The sequence below is a fragment of the Alcanivorax sp. DG881 genome, from assembly GCF_000155615.1.
In the GTDB taxonomy this organism is placed as follows: Bacteria; Pseudomonadota; Gammaproteobacteria; order Pseudomonadales; family Alcanivoracaceae; genus Alcanivorax.
This window is the reverse complement of the sequence record NZ_DS989915.1, coordinates 1412249-1438505: the sequence shown is the minus strand read 5'-3', so window position 1 is coordinate 1438505 and position 26257 is coordinate 1412249. Positions and strand designations below refer to the sequence as shown.

At 59.8% G+C, this 26257-nt stretch carries 26 protein-coding genes; 10 read left to right on the top strand and 16 right to left on the bottom strand.

The features are described 5' to 3' along the window. The first annotated feature begins 10 nt into the window (after positions 1-10). From ADG881_RS06525 to ADG881_RS06515, 3 genes are read left to right on the top strand one after another with little or no spacing between them, the layout of a single operon-like run. Positions 11-1312 (top strand): TolC family outer membrane protein, encoded by a 1302-nt coding sequence (locus tag ADG881_RS06525; protein ID WP_039926355.1) that lies wholly within the window; start codon positions 11-13, stop codon positions 1310-1312. Further along, positions 1312-1935 carry an OmpA family protein gene (locus ADG881_RS06520; RefSeq protein ID WP_039926353.1) on the top strand — a complete coding sequence of 208 codons (624 nt, stop codon included), beginning with the start codon at positions 1312-1314 and terminating at the stop codon, positions 1933-1935. Before ADG881_RS06525 ends, ADG881_RS06520 begins: the two co-directional genes overlap by 1 nt. A gap of 26 nt (positions 1936-1961) precedes the next feature. Next, positions 1962-2678, top strand: coding sequence for a hypothetical protein (locus tag ADG881_RS06515; RefSeq protein WP_156790357.1), 717 nt, complete (start codon positions 1962-1964; stop codon positions 2676-2678). A gap of 159 nt (positions 2679-2837) precedes the next feature. Here ADG881_RS06515 and ADG881_RS06510 read toward each other — a convergent pair whose 3' ends face one another. Continuing rightward, a complete protein-coding gene (locus tag ADG881_RS06510; RefSeq protein WP_007149378.1) occupies positions 2838-3284 on the bottom strand; it encodes a GatB/YqeY domain-containing protein in 447 nt (148 codons plus the stop codon). Between the two features lie 14 nt (positions 3285-3298). Next, a complete protein-coding gene (gene rpsU, locus ADG881_RS06505) occupies positions 3299-3514 on the bottom strand; it encodes a 30S ribosomal protein S21 (RefSeq protein ID WP_007148705.1) in 216 nt (71 codons plus the stop codon). A 158-nt stretch (positions 3515-3672) separates the two neighbouring features. On the opposite strand from rpsU, the gene tsaD reads away from it, so the two are divergent. Next, a complete protein-coding gene (gene tsaD, locus ADG881_RS06500) occupies positions 3673-4698 on the top strand; it encodes a tRNA (adenosine(37)-N6)-threonylcarbamoyltransferase complex transferase subunit TsaD (protein ID WP_007150033.1) in 1026 nt (341 codons plus the stop codon). Between the two features lie 122 nt (positions 4699-4820). On the opposite strand, the gene plsY is transcribed toward tsaD, so the two are convergent. Beyond that, entirely contained in the window at positions 4821-5435 is a 615-nt protein-coding gene (gene plsY / locus ADG881_RS06495; RefSeq protein WP_039926352.1) for a glycerol-3-phosphate 1-O-acyltransferase PlsY, read from the bottom strand. A 191-nt stretch (positions 5436-5626) separates the two neighbouring features. Between plsY and folB the strand changes: the two genes are divergently transcribed. Next, the gene (gene folB, locus ADG881_RS06490; RefSeq protein WP_007150436.1) at positions 5627-5989 is read left to right on the top strand and encodes a dihydroneopterin aldolase; all 363 of its coding nucleotides are present in this window, start codon (positions 5627-5629) and stop codon (positions 5987-5989) included. Further along, positions 5982-6503: a 2-amino-4-hydroxy-6-hydroxymethyldihydropteridine diphosphokinase gene (folK, locus tag ADG881_RS06485; RefSeq protein WP_007150764.1), complete on the top strand. Its 522-nt coding sequence runs from the start codon at positions 5982-5984 to the stop codon at positions 6501-6503. The genes folB and folK overlap by 8 nt, the downstream gene beginning before the upstream one ends. 205 nt (positions 6504-6708) lie before the next feature. Here the strand turns inward: folK and ADG881_RS06480 are convergent, their stop codons facing one another. The 4 genes from ADG881_RS06480 to ADG881_RS06465 are packed head-to-tail and all read right to left on the bottom strand — an operon-like array spanning position 6709 to position 10064. Further along, entirely contained in the window at positions 6709-7635 is a 927-nt protein-coding gene (locus ADG881_RS06480; protein WP_007150145.1) for a DUF4124 domain-containing protein, read from the bottom strand. Beyond that, positions 7623-8063, bottom strand: coding sequence for a DUF4124 domain-containing protein (locus ADG881_RS06475; RefSeq protein WP_007149469.1), 441 nt, complete (start codon positions 8061-8063; stop codon positions 7623-7625). The genes ADG881_RS06480 and ADG881_RS06475 overlap by 13 nt, the downstream gene beginning before the upstream one ends. A 31-nt stretch (positions 8064-8094) precedes the next feature. Next, positions 8095-8832 carry a pteridine reductase gene (locus ADG881_RS06470; protein ID WP_007151453.1) on the bottom strand — a complete coding sequence of 246 codons (738 nt, stop codon included), beginning with the start codon at positions 8830-8832 and terminating at the stop codon, positions 8095-8097. Further along, positions 8832-10064 (bottom strand): multifunctional CCA addition/repair protein, encoded by a 1233-nt coding sequence (locus ADG881_RS06465; RefSeq protein ID WP_007151496.1) that lies wholly within the window; start codon positions 10062-10064, stop codon positions 8832-8834. The genes ADG881_RS06470 and ADG881_RS06465 overlap by 1 nt, the downstream gene beginning before the upstream one ends. 351 nt (positions 10065-10415) lie before the next feature. Between ADG881_RS06465 and ADG881_RS06460 the strand changes: the two genes are divergently transcribed. Continuing rightward, complete coding sequence (locus ADG881_RS06460; RefSeq protein ID WP_007151016.1) at positions 10416-11360, top strand: DMT family transporter; 945 nt, start codon at positions 10416-10418, stop codon at positions 11358-11360. Between the two features lie 17 nt (positions 11361-11377). Here ADG881_RS06460 and ADG881_RS06455 read toward each other — a convergent pair whose 3' ends face one another. The 9 genes from ADG881_RS06455 to ADG881_RS06415 form a co-directional block, all read right to left on the bottom strand. Then, positions 11378-12883 carry a SpoVR family protein gene (locus ADG881_RS06455; protein ID WP_007150932.1) on the bottom strand — a complete coding sequence of 502 codons (1506 nt, stop codon included), beginning with the start codon at positions 12881-12883 and terminating at the stop codon, positions 11378-11380. A gap of 2 nt (positions 12884-12885) precedes the next feature. Next, entirely contained in the window at positions 12886-14166 is a 1281-nt protein-coding gene (locus ADG881_RS06450) for a YeaH/YhbH family protein (RefSeq protein ID WP_007148589.1), read from the bottom strand. A gap of 179 nt (positions 14167-14345) precedes the next feature. Then, positions 14346-16268 (bottom strand): PrkA family serine protein kinase, encoded by a 1923-nt coding sequence (locus ADG881_RS06445; RefSeq protein ID WP_007148870.1) that lies wholly within the window; start codon positions 16266-16268, stop codon positions 14346-14348. Positions 16269-16574: 306 nt separating this feature from the next. Next, positions 16575-17381: a symmetrical bis(5'-nucleosyl)-tetraphosphatase gene (locus tag ADG881_RS06440; RefSeq protein ID WP_007150822.1), complete on the bottom strand. Its 807-nt coding sequence runs from the start codon at positions 17379-17381 to the stop codon at positions 16575-16577. Between the two features lie 126 nt (positions 17382-17507). Further along, positions 17508-17924 carry a Co2+/Mg2+ efflux protein ApaG gene (apaG, locus tag ADG881_RS06435; RefSeq protein WP_007150131.1) on the bottom strand — a complete coding sequence of 139 codons (417 nt, stop codon included), beginning with the start codon at positions 17922-17924 and terminating at the stop codon, positions 17508-17510. Continuing rightward, positions 17921-18733 (bottom strand): 16S rRNA (adenine(1518)-N(6)/adenine(1519)-N(6))-dimethyltransferase RsmA, encoded by an 813-nt coding sequence (gene rsmA / locus ADG881_RS06430; protein WP_007150702.1) that lies wholly within the window; start codon positions 18731-18733, stop codon positions 17921-17923. Before rsmA ends, apaG begins: the two co-directional genes overlap by 4 nt. Positions 18734-18801: 68 nt before the next feature. Then, positions 18802-19809: a 4-hydroxythreonine-4-phosphate dehydrogenase PdxA gene (gene pdxA, locus ADG881_RS06425; RefSeq protein ID WP_007150855.1), complete on the bottom strand. Its 1008-nt coding sequence runs from the start codon at positions 19807-19809 to the stop codon at positions 18802-18804. Positions 19810-19976: 167 nt separating this feature from the next. Continuing rightward, complete coding sequence (locus ADG881_RS06420; protein WP_007151495.1) at positions 19977-21305, bottom strand: peptidylprolyl isomerase; 1329 nt, start codon at positions 21303-21305, stop codon at positions 19977-19979. After that, complete coding sequence (locus ADG881_RS06415) at positions 21298-23577, bottom strand: LPS-assembly protein LptD (RefSeq protein ID WP_039926349.1); 2280 nt, start codon at positions 23575-23577, stop codon at positions 21298-21300. Before ADG881_RS06415 ends, ADG881_RS06420 begins: the two co-directional genes overlap by 8 nt. A 90-nt stretch (positions 23578-23667) precedes the next feature. On the opposite strand from ADG881_RS06415, the gene ADG881_RS06410 reads away from it, so the two are divergent. The 3 genes from ADG881_RS06410 (at position 23668) to rpe (ending at position 26230) form a co-directional block, all read left to right on the top strand. Next, the gene (locus ADG881_RS06410; RefSeq protein WP_007148480.1) at positions 23668-24672 is read left to right on the top strand and encodes an aminoglycoside phosphotransferase family protein; all 1005 of its coding nucleotides are present in this window, start codon (positions 23668-23670) and stop codon (positions 24670-24672) included. Further along, entirely contained in the window at positions 24669-25334 is a 666-nt protein-coding gene (gene murU / locus ADG881_RS06405) for an N-acetylmuramate alpha-1-phosphate uridylyltransferase MurU (RefSeq protein WP_007149315.1), read from the top strand. The genes ADG881_RS06410 and murU overlap by 4 nt, the downstream gene beginning before the upstream one ends. Before the next feature lie 221 nt (positions 25335-25555). Further along, on the top strand, positions 25556-26230 hold the full coding sequence (rpe, locus tag ADG881_RS06400) for a ribulose-phosphate 3-epimerase (RefSeq protein WP_007151001.1): 675 nt from the start codon (positions 25556-25558) through the stop codon (positions 26228-26230). The last annotated feature ends 27 nt before the right edge of the window (positions 26231-26257 follow it).

Genomic DNA, 26257 nt, shown 5'->3' with positions numbered 1-26257 from the left:
GAGAGGAAGAATGAGAACGGTTTGGCTTGCTGTATCGCTTTTATGCGCACCGTTGTCGGTCAGCGCGTTGTCGCTGGAACAGGCGGTGGCCGAGGCTATCGATACCCACCCCAGAATTCAGGAACGGTTTGCCCGTTACCAGTCCGTGGACCGGGATCAGCGTGCGGCCACGGCGGATTATCTGCCCCAGCTCTCCATTCGCGGGCAAGTGGGCGAGGAGTGGACCAATTACCGGACCGGTCAGGAAATTGATGAGCAACTGACCCAGGATGAAATCGGTGTGCGGTTGTCGCAGCTGATTTTTGACGGCTTTCGCACCAGTGCCAACATGAAGCGCCTGGATCGGGAAGCGGAAGCCGAGCGGCTGGGGCTGATTAGTGAAGCAGAAAACCTGGCGCTGGATGTGGCCAGTGTGTATCTGGAAACCCTCAAGGCCAAGGACATCGCCGAGCTTACATTCAACAACGTTCAGGACCACGAAAATATTCTGGAATTCATTACCAGCCGCACTGAGCGGGGGCTGGCCAGTGAATCGGATATTGCCCAGGTGGCGGCACGCCTGGCCAATGCGCGTAGCTCGCTTTTGGCCGCGACCAATAACCTGGAAGATCAGCGCACCCAGCTGCGCTCTCTGGTCGGTCACGATATCGATACTTTGGTGCAGCCGGTGCCGGATGAAAGCGTGATTCCGGCAACGCCGAAGCTGGCGCTGCAGCGGGCGTTTGATAATCACCCTGAGCTGGATGCAGCGAAAGCGGACATTCAGGCAGCTGAGCAGGAAGTGGTGGTAAACAAGGCGGGTTATTGGCCGCGTTTTTCCATTGAAGCCGATGCGGTGCAAGGCCATGACATCGGCGGTTTTGAAGGGCGCGATGAAGATGCCCGTCTGTTGCTGGTGATGGAATATGACCTCTATGCCGGCGGCCGCGATACTGCCCGTTCTGCATCGTCCCAGTGGCGCCTGCACGAAGCCAAGGCGGTGCGCTCAGGTACGCTGCGTCAGGTCAAGGATGAGGTGGAGCTGGCCTGGCGGGCCCGTGCGGTGCTGGCCAGCCAGAAGGACGTGCTGCGTACCTCCGTGGATGCTGCGACTGCCGCAGAGGAAGGCTATATCCGTCAATATGAGCTGGGGCGCCGTACCTTGCTGGATGTTCTGAACGCAAAGGTGGAGTTGTTCCTGGCCCGCAAGAATTATCTGGCTGCCAATTACGACCAGATCAATTCATCCTACCGACTGATGAACGCCACCGGGCAGCTGGGCTATGCGTTGCGCGTTGCGTATCCGGAAGGTTTTGTGAGAGGGGAAGAATGATGAGCATGCGCGGAATGATGATGTTGAGTGTCGTGCTGGTGCTGGCGGGTTGCAGCTCCTCTGTTCCGGAAACCCTGACTTTGGAGCGCTCGCAGCCATTCAAACTGGCCGATGCCGATGGTGACGGTGTGGTGGATGCCAGGGATCAGTGCGCCAACTCTCCAGCGGGCGTCACCGCCGATGGGCAAGGCTGCACGGAATGGGAATGGAAAGGGTATGAACAGCTGTATTTTGTGTTTTTCGACTTCGACAAGTCGCTGATTCGTGATGATCAGCAGGAAGTGATGGATGAGATTGCCCGTGATGTGCTGAGTTCACCGGACAGCCAGGTGGCGATTGTCGGGGACACCAGCCCGGAAGGGACCATCCAGTATAACCAGCGGCTGGGTGAGCGCCGGGCCGAAGCCATTTCCGGCGAATTGCTAAATCGAGGTGTTCACGGTGAACAGCTCAAGGACTACATCTTTACGGATGAACTGGTTCGTCACCGCCTGTTCAAGCGTCAGCGCAGAACCATTGTTCAGGTGACCCGGCCGCCTCAGTACGAGTCGGTAAGGCAATGGGATATCTATCACGCGGAACAGTTGCAGGATGAAGCGGCAACCCGCAAGGCGGTGAAGTGATGAAGGCTGTGATGAAAGGAATCAAGATGACTGCAATGTTTAAACATATGCTGTTGCTGGCCAGTCTGAGCGTCGCAGCAGTGGCCAGTGCCGACGAGGCCCAAACCAGCGAGCCAGCCACAGACCTGCGCATTGCCACGTCTCAGGGGCTCTATGACCTGTATCAAGACGATATCAGTGACTTTACCGTGGTGTTGGTGGAGCAGCCGGCGGGGATGTTCATCAACGGTAAATCCAACGGCATTCTTACCCTGTCCAGCCTGGATGATCTGGGGATGGGCTTCTTGTCCGAAAAAGCAAAAGCGCGCCCTTTTTCGCTGACGCTGGGAGTCTGGTTGCCGGATGTGGCGCTGGATAACGAGGACGACGAGGATCAGGAAAAGGACCCGGGCAAAACCTACCTGGATGAGGAAACGGTGCTGCGACAGGCTTATTCGGGCCAGATCGAGGGGACTCAGCTGGTGCGGTTCTATCTGCTGGCGGAGCACCGCCAGGAGCTGGCAGACAAACATCTTCTGCAGGGCTTTATTGCCTACCCGCCGGAAGAGGATGAGGCCCGGGAGGAGGACACAGATGACAGTGCTATCGTCCGCCTGGCTGATGCCACCACTGAGCAGAACCGGCCCACGGCAATCCGTGAGTTCGATAGCGGCTTGTTGGTGTTGCCGTCTCCTCAGGTGATGCAGGCCAATGCGGTTGCCGCTGGCGTGGCGGAGCCGGTCTTTGCTGGCGGCTATCGTTAAATTGCTGCTTGTCGGCTTACGGCCTTCGGCCTAAGCCGACCTACGGTGCATCGCAGGTAGGCTGCGGTGTTTGTGCGTATCGTAGACGCAGGGAAACAGCGTTCGTCGTCAATGGACGAATAAGGGGGGGAGACCTAAGTGTTGTTGCTGGAGTCTGGCTCAGCCCAGTTTGGCGCGAACCTTGCCGCTGGCGGCGCCCATGTCGGCACGACCCTGCAATTGCGGCTTGAGAATGCCCATCACCTTGCCCATATCCTGCATACCGGACGCACCGGTTTGCGCCATGGCGTCATCGATAAGGGAATCGATTTCGGCATCGCTGAGCTGGGTGGGGAGGAATTCCTGGAGTACCACGATTTCCGCTTCTTCGGTTTCCGCCAGTTCGGGCCGGTCCGCATCACGGTATTGTGTGGCTGAATCCTTGCGCTGCTTGATCAGCTTGTCGAGCAACGCCAGTACACGGGCATCATCGGGCTCGATGCGCTCGTCCACTTCGATTTGCTTGATCGCTGCCAGCGCCATACGAAAAACGCCAAGACGTGCCTTTTCTTTGGCACGCATGGCGTCTTTCATGGCTGCAGTGAGCTGCTCTTTGAGCGCACTCATCAGACGTCTATACCTTAGTACAAACGTTTGCGTGCGAGTTGCTCACGCTGCAGTTTTTTAAGGTGACGCTTGACGGCTGCGGCACGCTTGCGCTTACGCTCTTGTGTGGGCTTCTCGTACTGCTCGCGACGACGCACTTCAGAGAGAATACCCGCTTTTTCACAGCCACGCTTGAAACGGCGCAGGGCCACATCAAACGGTTCGCCTTCTTTCACCTTCACCTGAGGCATGAAGAATCACCTTCCTAGAAATTAGAGTTTATGGGTTCGCCGCGGGCTCAGGTGGTCCCGGGGTGCGGCGAGGCGGGGATTCTACCTGAGTGGGGAATAAATGCAAATCCGGGCGTCTGGCGCTATCATGGCGCCGCAATTTCACAGGGTTGAGCACCATGCGCGTATTGGGTATTGAATCAAGCTGCGACGAGACCGGCGTGGCCATCTATGACACCGAGCAGGGCCTGCTGGGCCAGGCGCTCTATAGTCAGGTGGAGATGCATGCCCGTTATGGCGGGGTGGTGCCGGAGCTGGCCAGCCGTGACCATGTGCAGCGGGTTCTGCCGCTGGTGCGTGAAGTCATGGATGCCGCCGATACGCGGGCGGAGCAGCTCGATGGTATTGCCTATACTGCCGGCCCGGGGCTGGCCGGCGCCTTGCTGGTGGGCGCCGGCGTGGCCCGTTCACTGGCGTTTGGCTGGGATGTGCCTGCGGTAGCGGTGCATCATATGGAAGGGCACCTGCTGGCGCCGTTGCTGGAACCCAATGCGCCGGCGTTTCCGTTTGTGGCCCTGCTGGTCAGTGGCGGGCATACCCTGCTGCTGGATGCCCAGGGGCTGGGAGACTACGCCATTCTGGGCGAATCGGTAGATGATGCTGCAGGTGAAGCGTTCGACAAGGCCGCGAAAATGATGGGGCTGGGTTATCCGGGTGGGCCACGCATTGCTGCGCTGGCCCAGCAGGGCACGGCGGGGCGGTTTCGTTTTCCCCGCCCGATGACGGATCGCCCGGGGCTGGATATGAGCTTTTCCGGGCTTAAGACCTTCACCCTGAACACCATTAATGATCTGGGCGGCAAGGACGCGTTGGGCGAGCAGGACCGGGCCGATATTGCCCGTGCCTTCGAGGAAGCAGCGGTGGATACCCTGGTGATCAAATGCCGCCGTGCGGTGGAGCAGACCGGGCACAAACGGTTAGTGATGGCGGGTGGCGTCAGTGCCAATCAGTCGTTGCGCGCGAAGCTGGCGGAGCAGATGAAGAAGCGTGGCGTGGACGTCTACTACCCGGCTCCCCAGTACTGCACCGATAATGGCGCCATGATCGCCTTTGCCGGTGCCTTGCGATTGCAGGCCGGTGAGCAGGCCGCCCTGCCCATCAAGATCCGCCCGCGCTGGCCGCTGACGGAACTGGCCTCTCTATAAACGACCAGCTGCCTTGCCGTGGGCGCGCCGCTGGCGCCACGATGGGCGAGTGACGAGTTATGAAAGTCAAAACCCGGGACAGTCTGGTTTTCGGGACTCGAAACTCGTACCTCGTCACTTTTTTAGTCTTTCTTTCTGAACCCCAGTTCTTCCCCGCGCAGGATTTTCTGCAGGTTGCTGCGGTGCCGGGCGATCATCACCAGTGACAGGGCCAGCATGGGCCAGAAGGCCTGGGGCAACCAGGCAAAGATACACGCCGGTGCCACCACAAAGGCGCTGAGTGAGGCGATGGAAGAAATGCGGTTGAGGGCAAAAACCAGCAGCCAGGTGCCACCGGCAAGCAGCCCGCTGGGCCAGTGCAGGGCGAATAACAGCCCGAAAGCCGTGGCCACGCCCTTGCCACCCTGAAAATGGAAGAACACCGGGTACAAGTGACCGAGAAAAGCGAAGGTTCCCACCAGGGCGGCGACAAAGGGCCCCATATCCAGAGAGCGGGCCAGCACCACGGGAATGACCCCTTTGAGTACATCACCGAGCAAGGTGAGCGCGGCCGCCGGTTTACCGCCAATGCGCAGCACATTGGTGGCCCCGGGGTTGTTGGAGCCCTCGGTGCGCGGGTCCGGGTAGCCGAACAGTCGGCACACCAGAATGGCACTGGAAATGGAGCCCATCAGATAGCCGGCTACGCACAATGGCAGCAGCCAAAACCAGACGTCCTGTAATGTCCCTGCTTGCACCGGCTATAATCTCCCTTCAATCGCTGAGGCAGCGAAATTTGCGCCCTGTAATACATGGGGTGACATTGTACACAGCAGGGCGTTATTGCCTGCGCTGCAAGCGTAACATCTGATTACCTGAAATGGGATTCATCCGCCAGAGGCCCTGTGTCAGCGTAGGTGCCGGTGAATGCCACGCCAAGAGATCGAGTATGGATATTGTTTATATCAATGATTTGAAAGTGGATACCGTGATCGGCATTTTTGACTGGGAGCGCCGTATTCGCCAGACCGTCAGTCTGGACCTGGAAATGGCGGCGGACATTCGCAGGGGGGCAGCATCGGATCACATCGACGATGCCCTGGACTACAAGGCTATCGGCAAGCGGTTGATTGCCTTTATCGAAAGCAGCGAGTTTCAGCTGGTTGAGACGCTGGCCGAGAACGTGGCGCAGCTGGTCCTCAAGGAATTTCAGGTGCCGTGGCTGAAGCTGCGGCTCAGCAAACCGGGCGCTCTGCGTGGGGCACGGGATGTGGGTGTGATCATTGAGCGGGGTGAACGTCCCGATGGGTGAAGCGCTGGAAGGTGACGCGTCTCAGGCTCAGGTATTCCTTAGCCTGGGCTCCAATATCGACCGTGAGCACAATATCCGCTCTGGGCTGAAAGCGCTGGCCCGGGTATTTTCACCGCTGGCAATCAGCCCGGTGTACGAAAGTGAAGCGGTGGGTTTCGACGGCGATGCTTTTTATAACCTGGTGGTGGGGCTGAAGACGAGTCTGAGTGTCGGGGACCTGGCGGCTTGCCTGAAGGACATCGAAAAAGACCATGGCCGGGTGCGAGGCGAGAAAAAGTTTTCCAGCCGAACCCTGGATATCGATATCCTTACCTACGACGACTGTGTGGGGGAAGTGGATGGCGTCCAGCTGCCCCGCGATGAAATCCTCAAACATGCTTTTGTGTTGAAACCCCTGGTGGATCTGGCCCCGGATGCGCTGCATCCCGAAACAAAAACGTCTTATCAGGCATTGCTGAAAGCAGCAGATTTCAGTGGGCAGAATTTGTGGGTGGTGCCGTTCGAGGATGAATAACGGCGGTTTTTAATATGCCGTCTCTCCCAAGGAGTTCCAGCGCCACTGTGGGAAGCGATGCTCGCATCGCGAAAGTGCCTGTAGCGCACCGTCGTTATTCGTGATGCAAGCATCTCTTCCCACAGAAAATCAGTGATGCAGGGAGTTTTTCAGGGGTTACCTGGCTTGCGTTGCAGCTTGTAGCGTGAAGCGTGTTGCGTCTCTCTTAATACCAATGCGGTGCCATATCGCTTTGGGCCCAACGAAAGAAATCGTATTCCAGCCGCGAAATACCACCCGGATAGAGGTGCTCGATACGCTGTAATGTTGGACGCTGGTGGGTTTTTTCCAGGTCCTGAAGCATTTGTCGCAGGGTGGCGCGGCCCACGGGTTTGGACATGAGAAAAGCGGTAGTGGCCCAGGCAACCGTATAGGGAATGGCGTTGAGCTGGTGGGCCATTTTTCGCCATTGCGCATCGTCCAGGGACAGATACTGCCGCAGAGTAATCAGGCGCTGTTGTTCGATCCAGGTCTGAACCCGCTGCTGGGCATCCGGCAGCGCACTGATTTTCAGGCGGCCGTCCGGTTGCGTCTCCAGGGTCTGAAAATATTGTGCCAGGCCTTCCTGCAGCCAGACCGGGGCCGAGGGAGATAACTGGTAGAGCAGAACGTGGCTGGATTCATGCAGGATAGTCTGGGCAACTTGCCGTTCATCCTCGGCCCATTGCCACACCGCCACTTCATTGGTGGCAGGAATAAAGACGCCCGCATAATGGCGGCTGCTGGTACCAATCCGGTCAACCATCCATTGCTGGAAGTCGTCCTGTTTCTCAATCAGGTACAGGTTCACTTCCGCAGTGCCATGCAGGTCCAGGCCGAAGTCCCGGCGGTAGCGCTGGTAGATGTTGCTAATGTTATCCAGCGTTTGTTGCTGCAAGTCGCCAGACAGGGTGAAGTCCTGACGTTTGACGTTGATCTCGAGTTCTTTGAGTTGCGGGCTGATATCCGGGGTGACGGTTTGGGTTTGTGCATCTTCCGGCGGGCGGTCACCGAAATGCAATTTGCCGTTGGCGTCACGCCACTGGAAAATTTCTGCCCGGGCGATGCCGCCGAGCAGGAGGCTGAGGGTGAGAGCAAGCGCTAGAAATCGCAATGTTCATCAATCCATTTGCGGGTTTTTTTCTGGTCAGCGGCAACTTCGTCTGCCGTTGCGCCACGCCGTGAGCCGTCTTCTTCAATGTATTCGAAAGGGCCTTTGAGCATTTTCAGTCGGTCTTGTGCTTCCGCGCAGGGTTTGGCAAAACGTTCCTGGTGTTGTCTTCGGGCGGCTTCTTCAGCCTGGGCTTTTTCCCGGGCCTGGGTGCGCTGGCTTTCCAGCAGGCGCTGGGTGCGGGCATGAATATCGCGTGCATCCTCCTGACCAATTTTTGGGGGAGCTTTCACGTCGAGAGTGTCATGTTGCTCTTTTGGCGCCTTGTCCCCGAATTGCCAGTTTCCGTTGGCGTCTTTCCAGCGATAGATTTCTGCACTGGCAGACATGACCGTCAGTAACAGAATTATTCCCCCGATTAATCTCATCATTCCCCCGAGTATCCGTCTCGTGTTGTGTGGTTTAGCTTCCCTGCAAGGCCAGTGAACGTCCCCCGTCCACGGCCAGTATCTGACCTGTTATAAACGGCGCGGCTGTGGCCAGCCAGTAAACCGTGTTGGCGATGTCATCCGGGTCGCCGCTGCGCTTCAGCGCGGTGGCATCCTGAATGGCCTGCTGGTTCATTTGCCCCGCCTCCGGCCACAGGATCGGCCCCGGCGACACGCCGTTGACGCGAATTTCCGGGCCTAGCTCTCGCGCCAGGCTTTTTGTCATCATCGCAAGTCCTGCCTTGGCCATGCAATACAGGGTGTGGGTTTGCAGCGGTTTTTCTGCGTAGACATCGACAATGTTGATAATGCAGCCGTGCTGTTGGCGCAGGGCCGGCGTCAGTTGCTGGCTGAGAATAAAGGGGGCGCGCAGGTTGCTGTGAATCAATTTTTCCCAGTCGGCGTCGTCGGCCTGATCAATGGGCGTGGGGTAAAAACTGGAGGCATTGTTCACCAGCAGGTCCAGTTGGCCGAAACAGGCCAGTGCATCGCTGGCCAGCTGGCGTACTGCCGCCGGCTGGTCCAGATCGGCTTGTAGCACGGCGGCGCTGTTCGGGCGGGTCTGATTGAGAACCGCGGCCAGGCTTTCGGCTTCCTGCTGGCTGCCACGGTAATGGATGATGACCCGCATGCCGTGGTGGTGCAGGGTGCGAACGATCTGTGCGCCGATACGGCGGGCGCTGCCGGTAACCAGGGCGACGGGGGCTGTCATCAGGGATTGAGCTCCTGTTGTTTGAAAGTGGTGATGGCCTGGATGCGGGCTTTTTCGATGGCGTCACCCAGGGCGGGCCCTTCAATACCCTGAGCGCGCAAGGCGGCCACGTCCACAGACTGGAGCGCCTGGGCCGCACCGCGCAGGTAGTTTGCCTGGGGGTAGTCGCGGTCTTCGAAGCCAGTACGGCCACGGGCATCGGCTTCGCAGGCGCCCAGAAAATCTTCCAACCGTTCGGGCCGGCGGATCACATCCAGTGCCTTGAACAGTTTCCACACGGTCTGCGGTTTCAGCTCCAGAGCGCGGTGGCAGTGGGTGTGGTATTCGGCCACCAGCGCAGCGGTGTCAGCGGCGTCACGGGGAACCCGCAGCCGTTTCGACAGGGTGCGTGACAGTCGGGCACTGCGAATTTCGTGGGCGATATGCCGGGGCCACTCTGCCTGTGGTGTTTTGGCTTTACCCAGATCGTGGCACAGCACGGCGTAACGGGCCGTCAACGGCAGCTTGAGTTTGGCAGCCATTTCCAGGCATAGCCATTGGTGCACCAGGGTGTCCACTTCCGGGTGGTGGGCTTCCGGTTGGGGAACGCCATCCAGTGCGGCCAATTCGGGGAACAGTTTTTCCAGCGCGCCACAGACATGCAGGACCTGGAAAAAAACCTGGGGAGCGGGTTCCATGAGGGCCCGGCTGGTTTCTTTCCAAACCCGCTCGGGCACCAGGTAATCCAGTTCGCCGCTGTCACTGAGCTGGCGCATCAGTGTCAGGGTGTCGTCCGCGACGCGGAAACCGAGCCAGTGATAACGGGCGGCGAATCGTGCCACGCGCAATACCCGTAGCGGGTCCTCAGCAAAAGCGGGGGAAACATGCCGTAGCAAGCGGGCTTTTAGATCAATCTTACCGTGGAAAGGGTCGACTACCTCGCCACCTTCTGAACGGGCCATGGCATTGATGGTCAGGTCGCGGCGAATCAGGTCTTCTTCCAGGGAGACGTCGCTGGCGGCATGGAAGGTAAAGCCCCCGTAGCCATGGCCGGATTTTCGCTCGGTGCGGGCCAGGGCGTATTCTTCCTGGGTGTCGGGGTGCAGGAATACCGGGAAATCCTTGCCCACGGGGCGGAACCCGTTGGCTTCCATTTCTTCCGGCGTGGCGCCAACCACGACCCAGTCCTTTTCTGTCACGGGGAGGCCGAGCAAGGAGTCCCGCACCGCACCGCCCACCAGATACACTTTCATCTTGTTTGCCTGTGAGTTCTTGAGCAGAATGGTCGCATGCTTTCTATCGTACTGAAACTGAACTCTCTAGTCGCAGACCGCTGTGCACGCAAATGGCGTGCGCAGGGACGACGGCTGTGTGACTGAAAGTTTCAGTTAGCAAAAAAGGCCGCAGCGTCCCCCGACCTGCGGCCTTTTTTATGGGGCCGCTTCACGCAACAGGCTCCATGCAACAACGCGAATCAACGCAAGCCGGAGTCCTGAAGCACTGCCCGCGCACAAATGTTTGAGCGCGGGCGCTGAGGTGGCAAATCAAAAGGCAACGATGAGCGCGTTGATGCGTGTTGCGTGTAGCTTGAAGCGGAGAAAATCATGCCAACCCTGGCAGCGTATTTGATCGTGGTGGCGGTGTGGGCAACCACGCCGTTGGGGATTAAATGGAGTGGTGAGGCCATGGCGCCGCTGGCGGCAGCCGGTGTGCGTATGGGCATCGCTGCGCTGCTGGGGCTGGGCTGGTTGTGGATGAAACGCCAGCCGTTGCCGCTGCATCGCCGGGCGCGGCTCAGCTATCTGGCGTCCCTGCCGGGTATTTTCGGTGCCATGGGCTGTAGCTATATGGCGGCGGCGCACCTGCCTTCCGGGTTGATCTCGGTGATCTTTGGCCTGGCGCCGTTACTTTCCGGGCTGATGCTGCAAGGCTTGCCGGGTGGGTTACGGCTCAACCGCTGGCATTGGAGTGCCTGCCTGATTGGCCTGGCCGGATTGGCACTGGTGTTTGATGACAGCCTGCAGGTGCTGGTCGCCGGGCAAGGCATGGGGGACCGGGGCGTCGGCTTGCTGTGGATGCTCAGCGCGGTGACCCTGTTTGCCGGCAGTGGCATCGCCGTGCAACGTGTGGCCGCCGGGCTGCAGCCCATGCAGCAAACCGTGGGCGGCTTGCTGTTGTCGTTACCCTGCTATGCCGCCGGTATGTTGATTACCGGGCAGACGTTGAGTTTTAGCGGTGACTATCGGGGCTTGTCCGCCATCCTGTATCTGGCGGTGTTTGGCTCGCTGTTGGGTTTTTACTGCTACTACCAGGTACTGGCGCGCTTGCCTGCGGCCACCGTGGCGCTGGTGACGCTGATAACACCGGTGTTGGCGCTGTCGCTGGGCAGCCTGTTCAACGGCGAAAGCCTTGGTGCCTTGGTGCTGGCAGGCGCCGCATTGATTGTGCTCGCGTTGTCGCTTTTCTTGCTGGGGGATCACAAGGTGCGCCGCCAGCTGAAGCAAATGGCAGAGTCGGAGACAGAAACTACCCCCGATCCGGTGCCGTGATGTCAGCCCGGCCCGGATCAGGAAATAACGGTGGGCGGTGGCATGCTGAATTCGTTCAGTACGCTGCCGTGCTCAACACTTTCCAGGCGGACCTCGAACTTCCACAAGCGGTGCAGATGGCGTAGTACCTCCCGGGCACTGTTTTCATCCAGTGGCCGGCCGCTGTTGCGTTGGTGGCGTAAGGTCAGCGTGCGATCGCCGTGCACATTGGCGTTGACTACCTGGATGTTGGGTTCCTGAATACTCAGGTTGTATTGCTCGGCCAGCGCATCACGGACCTTGCGGTAACCCTGTTCGTTATGAATGGCGCCTACTTCCACGTAGTCGTTACGGTCATCGTCGGCGATCTGGAAAAACTTGAAATAGCGGATCAGGCGCGGCGACAGAAACTGCTGGATAAAACTCTCGTCCTTGAAGCTTTCCATGGCGAATTTCACTGTGCTCAACCAATCCGAGCCGGCAATGTCCGGGAACCATTCCCGGTCTTCGTCGTCAGGGTTTTCGCAGATGCGGCGGATGTCCTGGAACATGTTGAAGCCCAGGGCGTAGGGGTTCATGCCGCTGTAGAAGGGCGCAGTGAATGGCGGCTGGTAAATGACCTGACTATGGTTCTGGAGAAATTCGAGCATGAAGCCGTCGGTGACTTTCCCCTGGTCGTACAGGTCATTGAGCAAGGTGTAGTGCCACAGGCAGGCCCAGCCTTCGTTCATCACCTTGGTCTGGCGCTGGGGGTAAAAGTATTGGGCCATTTTGCGCACGATACGGATAATTTCCCGCTGCCAGGGTGCCAGCAAGGGGGCGTTTTTTTCGAGGAAGTAGAGCAGGTTTTCCTGGGGCTCAGCCGGAAAGTTCGGGGGCTCCTCGCGTAATTGAACGGCAGGCTGTAACTGCGGAAAAGTGCGCCAGAGTTCAGAAATCTGTTTCTGCAGTGACGCTTCCCGCTCCCGTTGCCGGCGTTTTTCCTCCACGGCGGAAATGGGCGAAGGGCGCTTGTAGCGGTCCACCCCGTAGTTCATCAGCGCATGGCAGGAATCCAGGGTTTCCTCCACGGCCTTGACGCCATGGCGTTGCTCACAGTCCGCAATATAGTTTCGGGCGAACACCAGGTAATCAATGATGGAGGAGGCATCCGTCCAGGTTTTGAAAAGATAGTTGTTCTTGAAGAATGAATTATGCCCATAGCTGGCATGGGCGATGACCAGCGCCTGCATGGTGATGTTGTTTTCCTCCATCAGGTAGGCGATGCAGGGGTCGGAGTTGATCACGATTTCATAGGCCAGGCCCATATGCCCGCGCCGGTAACGCCCCTCGACTTCCACGAACTGTTTGCCGAATGACCAGTGGTTGTAGCCTACCGGCATGCCCACGGAAGAATAGGCATCCATCATTTGCTCGGACGAAATGACCTCGATCTGGTTGGGGTAGGTGTCGAGGCCATATTTGTTATGGGCCAGATCCGCAATGGCTTCATCGTAGCGGGCCAGTAATTCAAAATCCCAGTCAGAGCCCTCTGAAAGAAACATGCTCAGGTCTCCATGCGTTTTTTGAACAGCTCGCGAAATACCGGATAAATCTCCCCGGGCTCATCAATCTGGGCCATGGAAAAGGCAGACGGGTGCCGCTGCATAATGTTCTGGTAATGGTCCCAGAGCGCCTGGTGGGCCCGTGGCATGACCTCTACGTAGGAAAAGTACTGCAGCTTGGGAAGCAGCTCGTCTTCGATCAGTTTGGCGCAGGCGGGTGAGTCATCGTTCCAGTTGTCACCGTCCGAGGCTTGGGCGGCATACAGGTTCCATTCGTCAACCGGGTAGCGTTCCTCGATGATGTCGCGGGTCAGCTTCAGCGCGCTGGATACGATGGTGCCGCCGGTTTCCCGGGAGTAGAAAAATTCTTCTTCATTCACTTCCTTGGCACTGGTGTGGTGGCGGATAAAGACCACCTCGATATGCTCGTAGTTACGCTCAAGGAACAGGTAAAGAAGCAGAAAGAAGCGTTTGGCCAGGTCTTTCATGTCCTGATTCATGGAGCCGGACACATCCATGATGCAGAACATAACCGCCCGGCTGACGGGTACCGGGACTTTGACGTGGTGGTTATAGCGCAGGTCCACCGTGTCCAGAAAAGGAATGCGTTCCACCCGGCGTTCCAGCCGGGCGATCTGCTCATCCAGCTCGTGCAAACGTGCTTGCCGTTGTGGCGACTGATCCTGTTCCAGCAGTGCATCCCGCTCGGCTTTCAGGGTGCGTATTTTCTTGCGCGTGGCGGCGGTGAGGGCGCGGCGGCGCATGGAGGCCTGGCGCATGGAGCGGACGATATTGATCTTGGCGGGCATGCCCTGGCTGACGATGCCGCCATGACGGTGTTGAAAGATCTGTGCCCCTTCCAGGTGACGCTTGAGAAGATTGGGCAGCTCCAGGTCTTCAAACAGGAAATTCAGGAATTCCTGTTTGTCGATTTCGAAGGCGAATTCATCATTGCCTTCACCCTGATCACTGGCCTGGCCCTCGCCGGGCCCGCCTTCGCCGCCACCGTCCGGGCGGCGAATGCGGTCTCCCTGATGAAATTCCTGGTTGCCCGGGTGGACGATGCTGCGTTGCCCACCGGGGCCGTGATGGAAAATGGGTTCGGACAGGTCCTTGCGGGGAATGCTTATCCGCTCGCCTTGTTCCATGTCCTTGATGGAACGGCGGCTGACCGCATCGTTGACGGCATCGCGAATGTGCGAACGATAGCGGCGCAGGAAGCGCTGCCGGTTCACGGTGCTTTTGCGTTTATCGTTCAGGCGACGGTCAATGATGTAGCTCATGGGCTTCCTCCGGAAGCAGCTTCACGCGACACGCTTGACGCAACAACGCGGGTGGGGCTTGAGCGGCTTTTGACGTTGTCTCCGCGATCGCGCTAATGCGCGGAGAGAGCAATGCGTAACGCTAAAACCGTTATGTCGTGTTGTTGCGTGTTACGTGAAGCATGCTGCGTCTCCTATTGCTATTGCGCCTTTCTCACCCGCAGGTACCACTCGGATAGCAGCCTTACCTGCTTCTCCGTGTAGCCCCGCGATACCATGCGCTGCACAAAGTTATTGTGCTTGCGCTGGTCGTCCTCGCTGCCTTTGGCGTTGAAGGAAATGACGGGCAGCAGGTCCTCGGTGTTGGAGAACATTTTTTTCTCTATCACATCGCGCAGTTTCTGGTAGCTTAGCCAGCTGGGGTTCTTGCCGTGGTTGTTGGCGCGGGCGCGAAGGACGAAGTTGACCACTTCGTTGCGGAAGTCTTTGGGGTTGGAAATGCCGGCCGGTTTTTCGATTTTTTCCAGGTCTTCATTGAGCGCCTGGCGGTCGAAAATTTCACCGGTATCCGGGTCGCGGAACTCCTGATCCTGAATCCAGAAATCCGCATAGATTACGTAGCGGTCGAAAATGTTCTGGCCGTATTCCGAGTAAGATTCGAGATAAGCGGTCTGGATTTCCTTGCCGATGAACTCTACGTAGCGGGGCACCAGGTATTCCTTGATGAAGCGGCGGTACTGTTCCGATTTTTCCTGGGGGAACTGTTCCTGTTCAATGCGCTGCTCCAGCACATGAATCAGGTGAACCGGGTTGGCCGCTACCTCCGAGTGGTCATAGTTGAATACCTTGGAGAGAATCTTGAAAGCAAAGCGGGTGGAGAGCCCGGCCATGCCTTCATCCACGCCGGCCATGTCGCGGTACTCCTGCATGGATTTGGCGTGGGGATCCACATCTTTCAGATTTTCGCCATCGTAAACGCGCATCTTTGAATAAATGCTGGAATTCTCCGGTTCTTTCAGCCGGGTGAGTGTGGAGAATTGCGCGAGCATGTGCAGGGTGTCCGGTGCGCAGTGGGCATCACGCAGGCTTGAGTTGCGCAGCAGCTTGTCATAGATCTGCATTTCTTCGGTGACGCGCAGGCAGTAAGGCACCTTGACGATATAGACACGGTCGATAAAGGCTTCATTGTTTTTATTGTTGCGGAAGGTATGCCACTCGGCTTCGTTGGAGTGCGCCAGCACCATGCCATCGAAAGGGATGGCGCCCATGTGTTCGGTGCCGTTGTAGTTTCCTTCCTGGGTGGCGGTGAGCAATGGGTGCAGCACCTTGATCGGTGCCTTGAACATTTCCACGAACTCGAGCAGGCCCTGGTTGGCCCGGCACAGCCCCCCGGAAAAGGCGTAGGCGTCCGGATCATCCTGGGAGAAGTCTTCCAGCTTGCGAATGTCTACCTTGCCCACCAGGGCGGAAATATCCTGGTTGTTTTCATCGCCGGGTTCGGTTTTGGCCACCGCGACCTGGTCGAGAATGGAGGGGTAGCGTTTTACCACGCGAAACTGACTCAGGTCGCCGCCGAATTCATGCAAACGCTTGACCGCCCAGGGCGACATGATGGTGCGGATATAACGGCGGGGAATGCCGTATTCCTCTTCGAGGATGGGGCCATCTTCTTCCGGGTTGAACAGGGTCAGGGGGGAGTCGTTTACCGGCGAGCCCTTGAGGGCATAGAAGGGCACTTTCTGCATCAGCGCCTTGAGCTTTTCGGCCAGGGAGGATTTGCCGCCACCCACCGGCCCAAGCAAATAGAGAATCTGTTTCTTTTCTTCCAGACCCTGGGCGGCGTGGCGGTAATAACTGACGATGTTTTCGATGACTTCTTCGAGGCCGTAGAACTCGTCGAAGGCGGGGTAGCGGCGGATAATCTTGTTGGAGAAAATGCGTGACAGGCGAGGGTCCTGGGCGGTGTCGACCATTTCCGGTTCGCCGATGGCCATCAGCATGCGCTCAGCGGCAGTGGCGTAAGCGCTGGGGTCGTCCTTGCACAGTTCCAGGTACTCTTCCAGCGACATTTCCTCTTGCTGGGTCGCATCAAACCGGGCCTGGTAGTGGCTGATTATACTCATGCCTGCTTCCTCCTGGCGGAACGCACATTGTCACAACAAAACTACATGCAGGGTTTTTCCTTTCTCGTTAAAAGTCAGTCGGCTATGGCGTTAAGAGAGGGTGAAACGGGCTGCGCGTCATCGCCGCCTGAACGCATGTCTTGGCTTTAGCATGGAACCAAACGGCGGAACAAGTCAAAGAAAAGCGGGCAACTTTTTTTAAAAAAATGACGAGGTGTCGGTAACGTTGATCAGGCGTATTGTCGGGGTGGGCGGGACGATTTTGCCGGTGTTATCCGGGCGTCAGTGGGTAACGGGTGAAGGGGGCTAGCAGTCGCACTGGATGCGTACCTGATCGTCCAGACGCAATGCTGTCAAAGTGCCGCCCCAGACGCAGCCGGTATCCAGTGCGTCGACTTTGTCGACCCCGCTGTGACCTTCCAGGGCGGCCCAGTGGCCGAACAGGATGCGGGTGTCGGTGAGTACCCGGCGGGGGTGCTGGAACCAGGGCATGAACCCGGCGGGGGGCTGGTCGGGCTCGCCTTTGCTGGTCAGGTCCAGTTCGCCGGCCTGATCCACGAAACGCATGCGGGTGAAGTGGTTGGTAATCACGCGCCAGCGGTCCGTGCCGCTGAGTTGTTCGTCCCAGCCGGCGGGGGTGTTGCCGTACATATGGGTGAAGAAGGCGTCGGCGGAGTCGCTGCGGAGCACCGTTTCCACTTCTGCCGCCCGCTGGCTGGCCTGCTCCAGTGACCACAATGGCGGGATGCCGGCGTGGGTCATCACCGCGTTATGTTCCGGCAGGGGAATCAGCAGGGGCTGTTGTTGTAACCAGCCCAGCAGTTCGGCGCGATCCGGTGCGTCGAGGATCTCACTGAGGGTGTCCTTGCGTTTGCTGTGGGTGGTGCCGTTGGCCACCGCCAGCAGATGCAGGTCGTGGTTGCCCAGCACGGTATGCACGTTGTCACGCAGGGCGTGAACGCGGCGCAGGGTGCCCAGCGAGTCCGGCCCCCGATTGACCAGATCCCCGGCGAGAAACAGGCGGTCACGGTCGGCGTTGAAGCCGATTTTCTCCAACAGACAGTCAAACGCCCCCAGACAGCCCTGCAGGTCACCAATGGCGTAGTCGCTCACAAGGCGCCTCCGGTGATAAGCCGGACGCAGGATGCCTGATGCCTGACGCTCCCGCTGTCGCGGGTTTGAAAAATGATGGCCGGAACGGCCATGCGTCGGGCGTCAGGCCTTAGGCATCCTGCGTAATCAATGCAATGCATGCGGTACCGCAAGGGTGAAGGCGGGGATTTGTGCGTCAAAGTGGATGCCATCTTCGCCAATCATCTGGTAACTGCCACGCATGCTGCCCACTTCGGTTTCCAGTATGGCGCCGCTGGTGTAGCGGAAGGTCTGGCCGGGGGCGATATGGGGCTGCTCGCCGATGACGCCTTCGCCATGGACTTCCTGTACGCGCTCTTCGCCATCGGTGATGACCCAGTGACGGGTCAGCAGGCGGGCGCTGACGGAGCCCTGATTGTGGATGCTGATGTGGTAAGCAAAGACCCAGCGTTCGCTCTCTGCGTCGCTCTGGTCTGGCAGGAATTCGGTTTCCACGGATACCCGGATGTCGTGGCGGGAGTCGCCGTTGGCGGTATCGCTGTTGCCTTGTTCGGTGACGCTCATGGCGTGCTTTCTCCCTTGTCTTCGTCGGCGTTCGGGCGGCTGATGTTGGCCAGTGCCACATAATCGGCCACGGACAGCTGGTCCGGTCGCAGGCCGGCATCAATGCCAAGCGCTTCGAATTGCTCGGCGCTAACCCAGGATTTTAACCCATTACGGATGGCCTTGCGCCGCTGTGTGAAGGCCTGGGCCACCAGTTTGCGCAGGTGGTCTTCGTCATCCGCCGGATGCGGCGGGCTGGCGTGGGGGATCAGCCGGACCACGGCGGAGTCCACCCGGGGAGGGGGGCTGAATGCCTCCGGGGGTACAAAGAACAGGTAATCCGCCTGACAGTGATACTGCACCATGATCGACAGCCGCCCCCAGTCGCGGGTGCCGGGGCTGGCGGTGAGCCGTTCGACAACTTCCTTTTGCAGCATGAAAGTCATGTCGCTGATGGCGTCAGCCTGGGCCAGCAGGTGAAAGATCAGCGGGGTGGAGATGTTGTAAGGCAGGTTGCCGATCACTCGCAGGGGCTTGTCCGCTGGTTTCAGGGCGCGGAAATCAAAACGCAGGGCGTCGCTTTCGTGAATGCTCAGCCGGTCGGGGGTGTTTTCCTGGCGCAGCAGGGCGATCAGGTCCCGGTCCAGCTCGACCACATGCAAATGCGGGATCTCTTCCAGCAAGGGGTAAGTCAGCGCGCCCCGGCCCGGGCCGATTTCCACCAGGGTGTCGCCCGCCTGCAGGCCCAGGGTGCGAATCATGCGGTCGACCAGATTACGGTCGTGCAGGAAGTGCTGGCCAAAGCGTTTACGGGTGCGGTGTTCTGTCATAGCGGGTCTCAGGTCGGGGCCGGGTGGTGTGTCTTATCGTGTTTTATCAATGCGCAGTCAGCGCAGCGTCAGGCGTCACATTGCGCTGAGGCCAGCGCCAATGCCTGGCGTGTGGCGGCGATCAGGCTGCTGGCGCTGGCGGTGCCGCTGCCTGCCAGGTCGAAGGCGGTGCCATGGTCCACGGAGGTGCGAATGAACGGCAACCCCAGGGTGATATTGATGGCTTCACCAAAACCGGCGTATTTGAGCACCGGCAAGCCCTGGTCATGATACATGGCCAACACCGCATCGTGCTGCTCCAGCAGGTGCGGCTGGAAGGCGGTGTCGGCGGGCAGGGGGCCGGTGAGGGCCATGCCCTGCGTGCGCAGTTGCTCCAGGGTGGGAATGATCACATCCAGCTCTTCGCGCCCCAGATGCCCGCCTTCGCCGGCATGGGGGTTGAGCCCCAGTACCATGATGCGAGGCTCGGCAATCCGGTACTTGCCGATCAGATCGTCACGGAGAATGGTCAGGGTGCGTATCAGGGCCGCCGGGGTAATCGCCGCCGGAACCTGGCTCAGGGGCAGATGAGTGGTGGCCAGGGCCACCCGCAGATCCTGCGTCCGGGCCGGGGCGGTGAGCATCATCACCACCTGCGCCACCCCCGCCTGTTCGGCGAGAAACTCGGTGTGCCCGGTGAAGGCCGGGTCGGCACCCTCACAAATCACATTCTTGGCCACCGGGGCGGTGACCATGGCCGAGAAGGTGCCGTTAAGGCAGCCCTGGGCGGCGCGGGTGAGCATGGTGAGTGTGGTGGTGGCGGTGGCCGGATTCGGCTGGCCAGCGGTGACGCTGGCGCCGGCGGGGGTATGCCAGACCGGCAGGCAGTCTGTGGGGAGTGGCTGGCCGGGTTGCCAGTCGCCCAGCGGCACCGTCAGCCCCAGTTGCTGCGCCCGTTCGGTCAGCACCTGGCGATCGCCGATAACCACCAGCGGGGCATCGGCAAAGGTATCCGGCAGGGTCAGGACCAGATCCGGCCCGATCCCTGCCGGGTCACCATAGGTGATGGCGATAGGTGATGGCGGCGCGAGAGACATGGGTTAGCAGAATGCCTGAGGCCGGGCCCCGGACGCCAATTCCCTCTCCCTGTCCCTCTCCCGCAAACGGGAGAGGGCACCCTCTACCTTGTGCAGGAGGGAATGGCGTTGCGTTTTAGCACGGCCAAGCGTTGTCAGGCATCCGGCGTTAGGCGTCAGGCGTTCCTTCATAGCCTGATATCCACATAGGATTCGCTGCGTTTTTCCTGCACCCAGGTTTCCAGCTCTTCTTCAAAGCGGCGTTTCTGCAGGGCCTGGGTGGCCTGCATGCGGCGGAATTCGGCGCTCATGTCCGCATCGCGTACGTCATCCACGCGCAGGAAGTGCCAGCCAAACTGGCTTTCGAACACCGGGGACAGCTCACCCACGGGGGTGTTGAGCATCATGTCCTCGAATTCCGGGACCATTTCCCCTTTGTTGACCCAGCCCAGTTCGCCGCCGCTGCGGGCGCTGCCCGGGTCGTCGGAGAATTCGGCGGCGGTGTCGCTGAACTGTCGCTCGCCGGCGGCGATTTCGTCGTGGAGCCGTATCGCCTGCTTGTGGGCCTGCTCGGCGCTGGTCAGGGCGTCGGTTTTAATCAGCACATGGCGGACCTGATACTGGGTAACGACTTTCTCGGAACCGCCTTTGCGGTCGATCATCTTGAGAATATGGAAGCCGGCGCCGGAGCGTAGTGGTTCGGAAATCTCGCCTTTCTGCAGGTTGATGGCATTTTCTGCAAACAGGGTGGGCCATTGTGCCGCCGGGCGTGAGCCCAGATCGCCGCCTTCCAACGCTTTGGGGCCATCGGATTCGGCCACCGCCAGTTGCTGGAAGTCGCCACCGTCATTGAGCTTTTTGACGATGCTTTCGGCTTTGCTGCGGGCCTGGGTGACGTCTTCCGGGCTGGCTTCAGCCGGTACGCGGACCAGGATGTGGCCCAGGTGGAAGTCTTCCTGGAACATCTGCTTGCCCAGTTCCGAGCTCAGAAAGCGATCCACTTCCCGGTCGGTTACCTGAATGCGTGAGGCCACGCTGCGTTGTTGCAGGCGGGAAATCACCATGTCTTCGCGAATCTGTTCGCGGAACTGGGGCCAGTCGTAGCCGTCCTGGCGCAGGGCGGCGGCAAAGTCTTCCAGGCTCATGCCATTCTGGCGGGCGATGCCGGCCAGGGCCTGGTTGAGGCTGGCGTCGTCGACCTTGATACCGCCCCGTTCGGCCAGTTGCAGCTGCAGGCGCTCCAGCACCATGCGATCGAGCACCTGCTCGCGCATCACCGCCGGGGGCGGCAGTTGCTGGCCTTTTTCCTGAAACTGCAGGGCGATGGTGTTGATTCGCTCATCCAGCTCGCTGGCCATGATGGCGCCGTCGTTAACCACGGCGACGATGCGGTCAAGCATCTGCACCTTGGCCTGGCTCCAGGCCGGCAGCATCAGCACGGCCATGGCCAGCAGGCCAAGCAGGGTGTGTCTGGCATGCAGCGTGCGACGTGCAGCGTGCAGCGTTCTATCAATCATACTGTCTCCTGTATCCCGGAATGCTGCGCTCCAGCAGGGAATCCACCTGGCCGCCAAAGCCGCCCAGGCCGATCATCTGGATCTGGAACCAGATGGTGCTGTCCGCCTCGAGGTTGCCGTCGCCGTTGTCATCTACCAGCTCGCGCTGGCTGAGCAGTCGCAGCTTCCAGCAGCAATTGCGGTATTCGGCACCGGCCATGGTTTCCAGTGTGCGCTGGTTGTCCAGGTCGTACATCCAGCGGCCAACCAGCCGCCAGTGTCGGTGAACCGGCAGAATAGCGCTGACTTCCGATTCGCGGATGTCGTCTGCCGGGCGGTCGTGATAGCCCAGGTTGACGACGCGGCGCTCCCGGTCGTTATAGCCAATCTGGAAGTTGGACCGTTCGCGCTTGTTCTCTTCGGTATCCCACTGGGCTTCTGAGTAGAGGTACCAATCCTGTGCAAAGTTCCAACGGGCGTCACCGATAACCGGGGTCTGGTCGTCGGTGGGGTCCTCCACGGCCCGGTCGGTGATCACTTTGCGGTCTTCAAAATAGAAGCCCTGGGCCACGCGCAAGCGTAGCTGCTCGCGGCCGGTGCCATCATGCAGGAAGCGGCTGGTCAGGCCTACCGCCAATTTTTCTTCGTCGCCAATACGGTCGTAACCGATGAAGCGGTTTTCCCGGAACAGCGAGTTGTAGGAGAAGGTCAGCTCGCCGGAATCGAAGTTGGGGAGTTCGCTCTGGTCTTCGTAGGCCACCTTGTTGAGGAACAGGCGCGGTTCCAGTGTTTGGGTATAGGTAGAGCCGAACCAGTTGCCGGGGCGCTCGAAGAACAGGCCGGAGTCCAGGCTGGCGCCCCAGGTGGTCATGTCCGGGTTGTCTTCGGCATTGGCGTCCACGTTATCAAGCTGGTATTGGGTGTGGTACAGCCGGGTGCGGGGTTCCACGTAGCCCCAGGGTTTTTGCAGGCGCATGCTCAGGGCCGGGGCCATGTGGCCACGCAGGCCGGTGGCTTTGCCGCTGTCGTCGGAGTCACTGCGGTCGAAGGCGGTAACGTCGGACAGCCACAGCCCTTTCACCGGGCCGTAGAGTGTCGGGTCGCCGGTCAATTGCAGCTGGGGCAGGCGCCGGTAGGGCAGGTCGGCGTCGTCCAGGGTGGGATCGATGGTCTGCCAGGATTGCAGCCGGCCCAGTACCTGCCAGGTGCGCCCGTAGTAACGGGCTTCTGCCAGCCGGGGCAGGTGGGTCTGGGAGCTGATTTCCAGCCCGGTATCCAGATCCTTGAAGTAGAAGTCATCGGAGACATAGGTGAAATCGGTCTCCAGGCTCCAGCGGTTGATGTTGCCGTTATGCGTCCAGCGGCCCACCTGGCGATTTTCGTTGTCGAACTTGCGGTCGTTGAATAGCACGCCATAGCTGAGGCTGCCTTCGCCCCAGCGGGACAGGTAGCGGAATTCGCTGTCCACGCCACTGCCACGGCCGTCGATATAGCGGGGGGCGATGGTGGCGTCGAACTGCGGGTGCAGGTTCAGGTAAATGGGCTGGGAGATATCCAGCCCGCCACTGTCACCCACGGACAGGGTCGGGAACAGCAGGCCGCTCTTGCGCCGGTCATCGATGGGGAAGGTCATCCAGGGCAGCCAGAAGATCGGCATGCTCTTGACCTTCAGCACCACGTTGTTGGCTTCGCCCCAGCCCTTGTCCCGGTCCAGAAAAATACGGTCGCCCTGCATCACCCAGCCGTTGGAACCGGGGGCGCAGGTGGTATAGGTGCCGTTGGTGATGGTGGTGGTGTTCTGGTTCAGAAAGATATAATCGGCGTTGCCGCGGGCGCCATTGTCGAACATGGAGTAGCGCACCCCTTGCAGGCTGCCTTCCTTGCGGCGAGTCTGGCCACTCATGTTGTCGGCAATAAAGGTGGCGCGGTCACTTTCCAGGCGCATGCCACTTTCCAGCTCGAATTTGCCGGTGGTTTGATCGAGCTCGGCAATGTCGGTGGTAATGCGACGGCCGGGCTGTTCAATCAGCACATCGCCGTCCAGTTTGATCAAGCCGTCCTGGGTAAGCGTGGAGTGATCAGCGGTCACCACTGTATCGCTGCCCGCTACGGGGGTGCCGATACTGGGGTTATAGTAAATGCCGCCGCACCAATCCGGTATCGGGCGCTGCTGCACGGCAGGGAACGTGGCCATCTCTTCGCGGTCAACCCAGTTCAGGTCGTTTTCCGCAAGGCTGGCCCCTGAAGCAAGCAGCAGGGCAGGAATCAATAATCGTGGTATGGGCAGTGGCATCAGCTGCTCAGAACAGGTAAAAAGGCCGCTTTATGGCGGGCGAGACTTTCCGTCCACCAAAAGCGGCAGTGTAATCGAACAAGGAAGGCAATGCAGCCTGATAAAAGTAAATCCGGAGTAACCCCGGACCCGAGAAAGCACGCTCTGGACCAGTGGGTCAGTGCGTACCTGGGTGAATCGGTGACCGGTGAGCCCGCGTCGGCGGATGCCAGTTTTCGTCGCTATTTCCGTTATTTTCAGGGTGGCACCAGCCTGGTGGCCATGGATGCCCCGCCGGAACAGGAAGATTGCCGCCCCTTCGTGGACATCGCCGGGCGCCTGAAACAGGCTGGCCTGCACGTGCCGGCCATTGTCCATCAGGATTTGCAGCAGGGCTTTTTGCTGCTCAGTGATATGGGCACGCAGACCTGGCTGAATGCCCTGACCGAAGCCAATGCCAACGACTGGTACAGCGCCGCCATCGATGCCCTGATTACCCAGCAATTGCATACCGATACCACCGGCTTGCCGGAGTACGATGAGGCGTTGTTGCAGCGGGAACTGGAGCTGTTTCCCCAGTGGTACCTGTTCCGCCACCGCGAGAAGGTGGTCACCGGGGAGCTGCGTCAGCGGCTGGACCGGGTGTTCGATGTGCTGATGCGTTCTGCCCTGGCGCAGCCCCAGGTGTTTGTGCACCGCGATTACATGCCGCGCAACCTGATGGTTTCCGACCCGAATCCCGGGGTGATCGATTTCCAGGATGCGGTGGCCGGGCCGATCAGCTATGACGTGATCAGCCTGTTCAAGGATGCCTTCCTGAGCTGGCCGGAAGAGCGCGTGCTCAGCTGGCTGCGCGAGTATTTCGACAAGGCCACGGCAGCCGGGCTGCCGGTCCCCGCGGCGTTTGAGGATTTCCTGCGCGACTGCGACCTGATGGGCGCCCAGCGCCATCTCAAGGTTATCGGCATCTTTGCGCGTATCTGCCATCGCGATGGCAAGCCCAAGTACCTGGGCGATGTGCCCCGTTTCTTTGCCTATCTGCGCACGGTCATTGCCCGTCGCCCGGAGCTGGCGGACCTGGAATGGGTGCTCGATCAACTGGAGGACGATGCGTGAAGGCCATGATCCTGGCCGCCGGCTACGGCAAGCGCATGCGCCCACTTACCGATCACACCCCCAAGCCGCTGCTGCAGGCGGGGGGTAAGGCGCTGATCGAATACCACATCGAGGCACTGCGTGATGCCGGCATCGAGTCCCTGGTGATCAACACTGGCTGGCTGGGCGAGACGCTGGCGGCCACGCTGGGTGACGGTGCCCGCTACGGCATTCCCATCGTTTATTCCCACGAAGGCACGCCGCTGGAAACCGCCGGGGGCATCAAGCGCGCGCTGCCGTTGCTGGGCGATCAGCCCTTTGCGCTGGTGAACGGCGATATCTGGACCGATTTTGACCTGTCCCGGCTGGTGGAGGATCGCCCGGACCCGGTGCATCTGGTGCTGGCGGATAACCCGGCGCACCACCCGCAAGGGGATTTTCATCTGACAGACGCCGGTCGGTTGCGCGATAATGCCGAGCCCAGGCTCACCTATGCCGGCATTGGCCGCTTTGATCCCGTCGTCTTCGCCAACCTGCCCGACGGCGAAGCGAAACTGGCGCCGATACTGCGGGCGGCCATGGCGGAAGACGCCGCCAGCGGTGAACACCACCGCGGCCAGTGGTGGGATATCGGCACCCCGGAACGCCTGGGCGAACTGGATCGGTTACTCAAGAGCACCTGATCCAGCGCCGAAAATGGTTTTGTCGGAGCGTCGGTTATTCGCTACGCTCACCCTTCGGGTCGCCCTGCAGGCGTTCCTTCGCTGCGCTCGGTGGCGGCGTGATTACCATAGTGACGAGTTGCGAGTAACGCGTTTCGAAAGGCAAAACATTCGCCTTTGGTCTTGGGTTTTCGCAACTCTAAACTCGTCACTCGCAACTGTCTTTACACTGAGGATGCCCCATGCCCAAGCAGGACTATCTGATCGCCCCCTCCATCCTTGCCGCCAACTTTGCCCGTCTTGGGGAGGAGTGCGACGCGGTGCTGGCGGCCGGCGCTGATGTGATCCATTTCGACGTGATGGACAACCATTACGTGCCCAACCTGACCATCGGCCCCATGGTCTGCAAGGCCCTGCGCGACCACGGCATCACCGCCCCCATCGACGTGCACCTGATGGTCAGCCCGGTGGATGACCTGATCAGCATGTTCGCCGAAGCCGGCGCCAGCTACATCACCTTCCACCCGGAAGCCAGTCAGCACGTGGACCGTTCCCTGCAGCTGATCAAGAGCTACGGCTGCAAGGCCGGCCTGGTACTCAACCCGGCCACCCGCCCGGACTGCCTGGAATACGTGATGGACAAGCTGGACATGATCCTGCTGATGAGCGTGAACCCCGGCTACGGCGGCCAGAAATTCATTCCTTCCACGCTGGACAAGACCCGCGCCGTGCGCCAGCTGATCGACGCCAGCGGCCGCGATATCCGCTTGGAAGTGGATGGCGGCGTCTCCGAAAAGAACATCCGCGAAGTCGCCGCCGCCGGCGCCGACACCTTCGTGGCCGGTTCCGCCATCTTCGGCAAAGACGACTACGCCGCCGTCATCCAGCAAATGCGCGACGAGCTGGCTGAAGCCTAACAGCGAACCCATTGTAGGAGCGCCACT

What these genes read in the sequence shown, in the direction of transcription:
- ADG881_RS06525 (WP_039926355.1), top strand. Translation starts at nt 11, where the DNA reads ATGAGAACGGTTTGGCTTGCTGTATCGCTTTTATGCGCACCGTTGTCG.
- ADG881_RS06520 (WP_039926353.1), top strand. Translation starts at nt 1,312, where the DNA reads ATGAGCATGCGCGGAATGATGATGTTGAGTGTCGTGCTGGTGCTGGCG.
- ADG881_RS06515 (WP_156790357.1), top strand. Translation starts at nt 1,962, where the DNA reads ATGACTGCAATGTTTAAACATATGCTGTTGCTGGCCAGTCTGAGCGTC.
- ADG881_RS06510 (WP_007149378.1), bottom strand. Translation starts at nt 3,284, where the DNA reads ATGAGTGCGCTCAAAGAGCAGCTCACTGCAGCCATGAAAGACGCCATG.
- rpsU (WP_007148705.1), bottom strand. Translation starts at nt 3,514, where the DNA reads ATGCCTCAGGTGAAGGTGAAAGAAGGCGAACCGTTTGATGTGGCCCTG.
- tsaD (WP_007150033.1), top strand. Translation starts at nt 3,673, where the DNA reads ATGCGCGTATTGGGTATTGAATCAAGCTGCGACGAGACCGGCGTGGCC.
- folB (WP_007150436.1), top strand. Translation starts at nt 5,627, where the DNA reads ATGGATATTGTTTATATCAATGATTTGAAAGTGGATACCGTGATCGGC.
- folK (WP_007150764.1), top strand. Translation starts at nt 5,982, where the DNA reads ATGGGTGAAGCGCTGGAAGGTGACGCGTCTCAGGCTCAGGTATTCCTT.
- ADG881_RS06475 (WP_007149469.1), bottom strand. Translation starts at nt 8,063, where the DNA reads ATGATGAGATTAATCGGGGGAATAATTCTGTTACTGACGGTCATGTCT.
- ADG881_RS06470 (WP_007151453.1), bottom strand. Translation starts at nt 8,832, where the DNA reads ATGACAGCCCCCGTCGCCCTGGTTACCGGCAGCGCCCGCCGTATCGGC.
- ADG881_RS06465 (WP_007151496.1), bottom strand. Translation starts at nt 10,064, where the DNA reads ATGAAAGTGTATCTGGTGGGCGGTGCGGTGCGGGACTCCTTGCTCGGC.
- ADG881_RS06460 (WP_007151016.1), top strand. Translation starts at nt 10,416, where the DNA reads ATGCCAACCCTGGCAGCGTATTTGATCGTGGTGGCGGTGTGGGCAACC.
- ADG881_RS06455 (WP_007150932.1), bottom strand. Translation starts at nt 12,883, where the DNA reads ATGTTTCTTTCAGAGGGCTCTGACTGGGATTTTGAATTACTGGCCCGC.
- ADG881_RS06450 (WP_007148589.1), bottom strand. Translation starts at nt 14,166, where the DNA reads ATGAGCTACATCATTGACCGTCGCCTGAACGATAAACGCAAAAGCACC.
- ADG881_RS06445 (WP_007148870.1), bottom strand. Translation starts at nt 16,268, where the DNA reads ATGAGTATAATCAGCCACTACCAGGCCCGGTTTGATGCGACCCAGCAA.
- apaG (WP_007150131.1), bottom strand. Translation starts at nt 17,924, where the DNA reads ATGAGCGTCACCGAACAAGGCAACAGCGATACCGCCAACGGCGACTCC.
- rsmA (WP_007150702.1), bottom strand. Translation starts at nt 18,733, where the DNA reads ATGACAGAACACCGCACCCGTAAACGCTTTGGCCAGCACTTCCTGCAC.
- pdxA (WP_007150855.1), bottom strand. Translation starts at nt 19,809, where the DNA reads ATGTCTCTCGCGCCGCCATCACCTATCGCCATCACCTATGGTGACCCG.
- ADG881_RS06420 (WP_007151495.1), bottom strand. Translation starts at nt 21,305, where the DNA reads ATGATTGATAGAACGCTGCACGCTGCACGTCGCACGCTGCATGCCAGA.
- ADG881_RS06415 (WP_039926349.1), bottom strand. Translation starts at nt 23,577, where the DNA reads ATGCCACTGCCCATACCACGATTATTGATTCCTGCCCTGCTGCTTGCT.
- ADG881_RS06410 (WP_007148480.1), top strand. Translation starts at nt 23,668, where the DNA reads ATGCAGCCTGATAAAAGTAAATCCGGAGTAACCCCGGACCCGAGAAAG.
- rpe (WP_007151001.1), top strand. Translation starts at nt 25,556, where the DNA reads ATGCCCAAGCAGGACTATCTGATCGCCCCCTCCATCCTTGCCGCCAAC.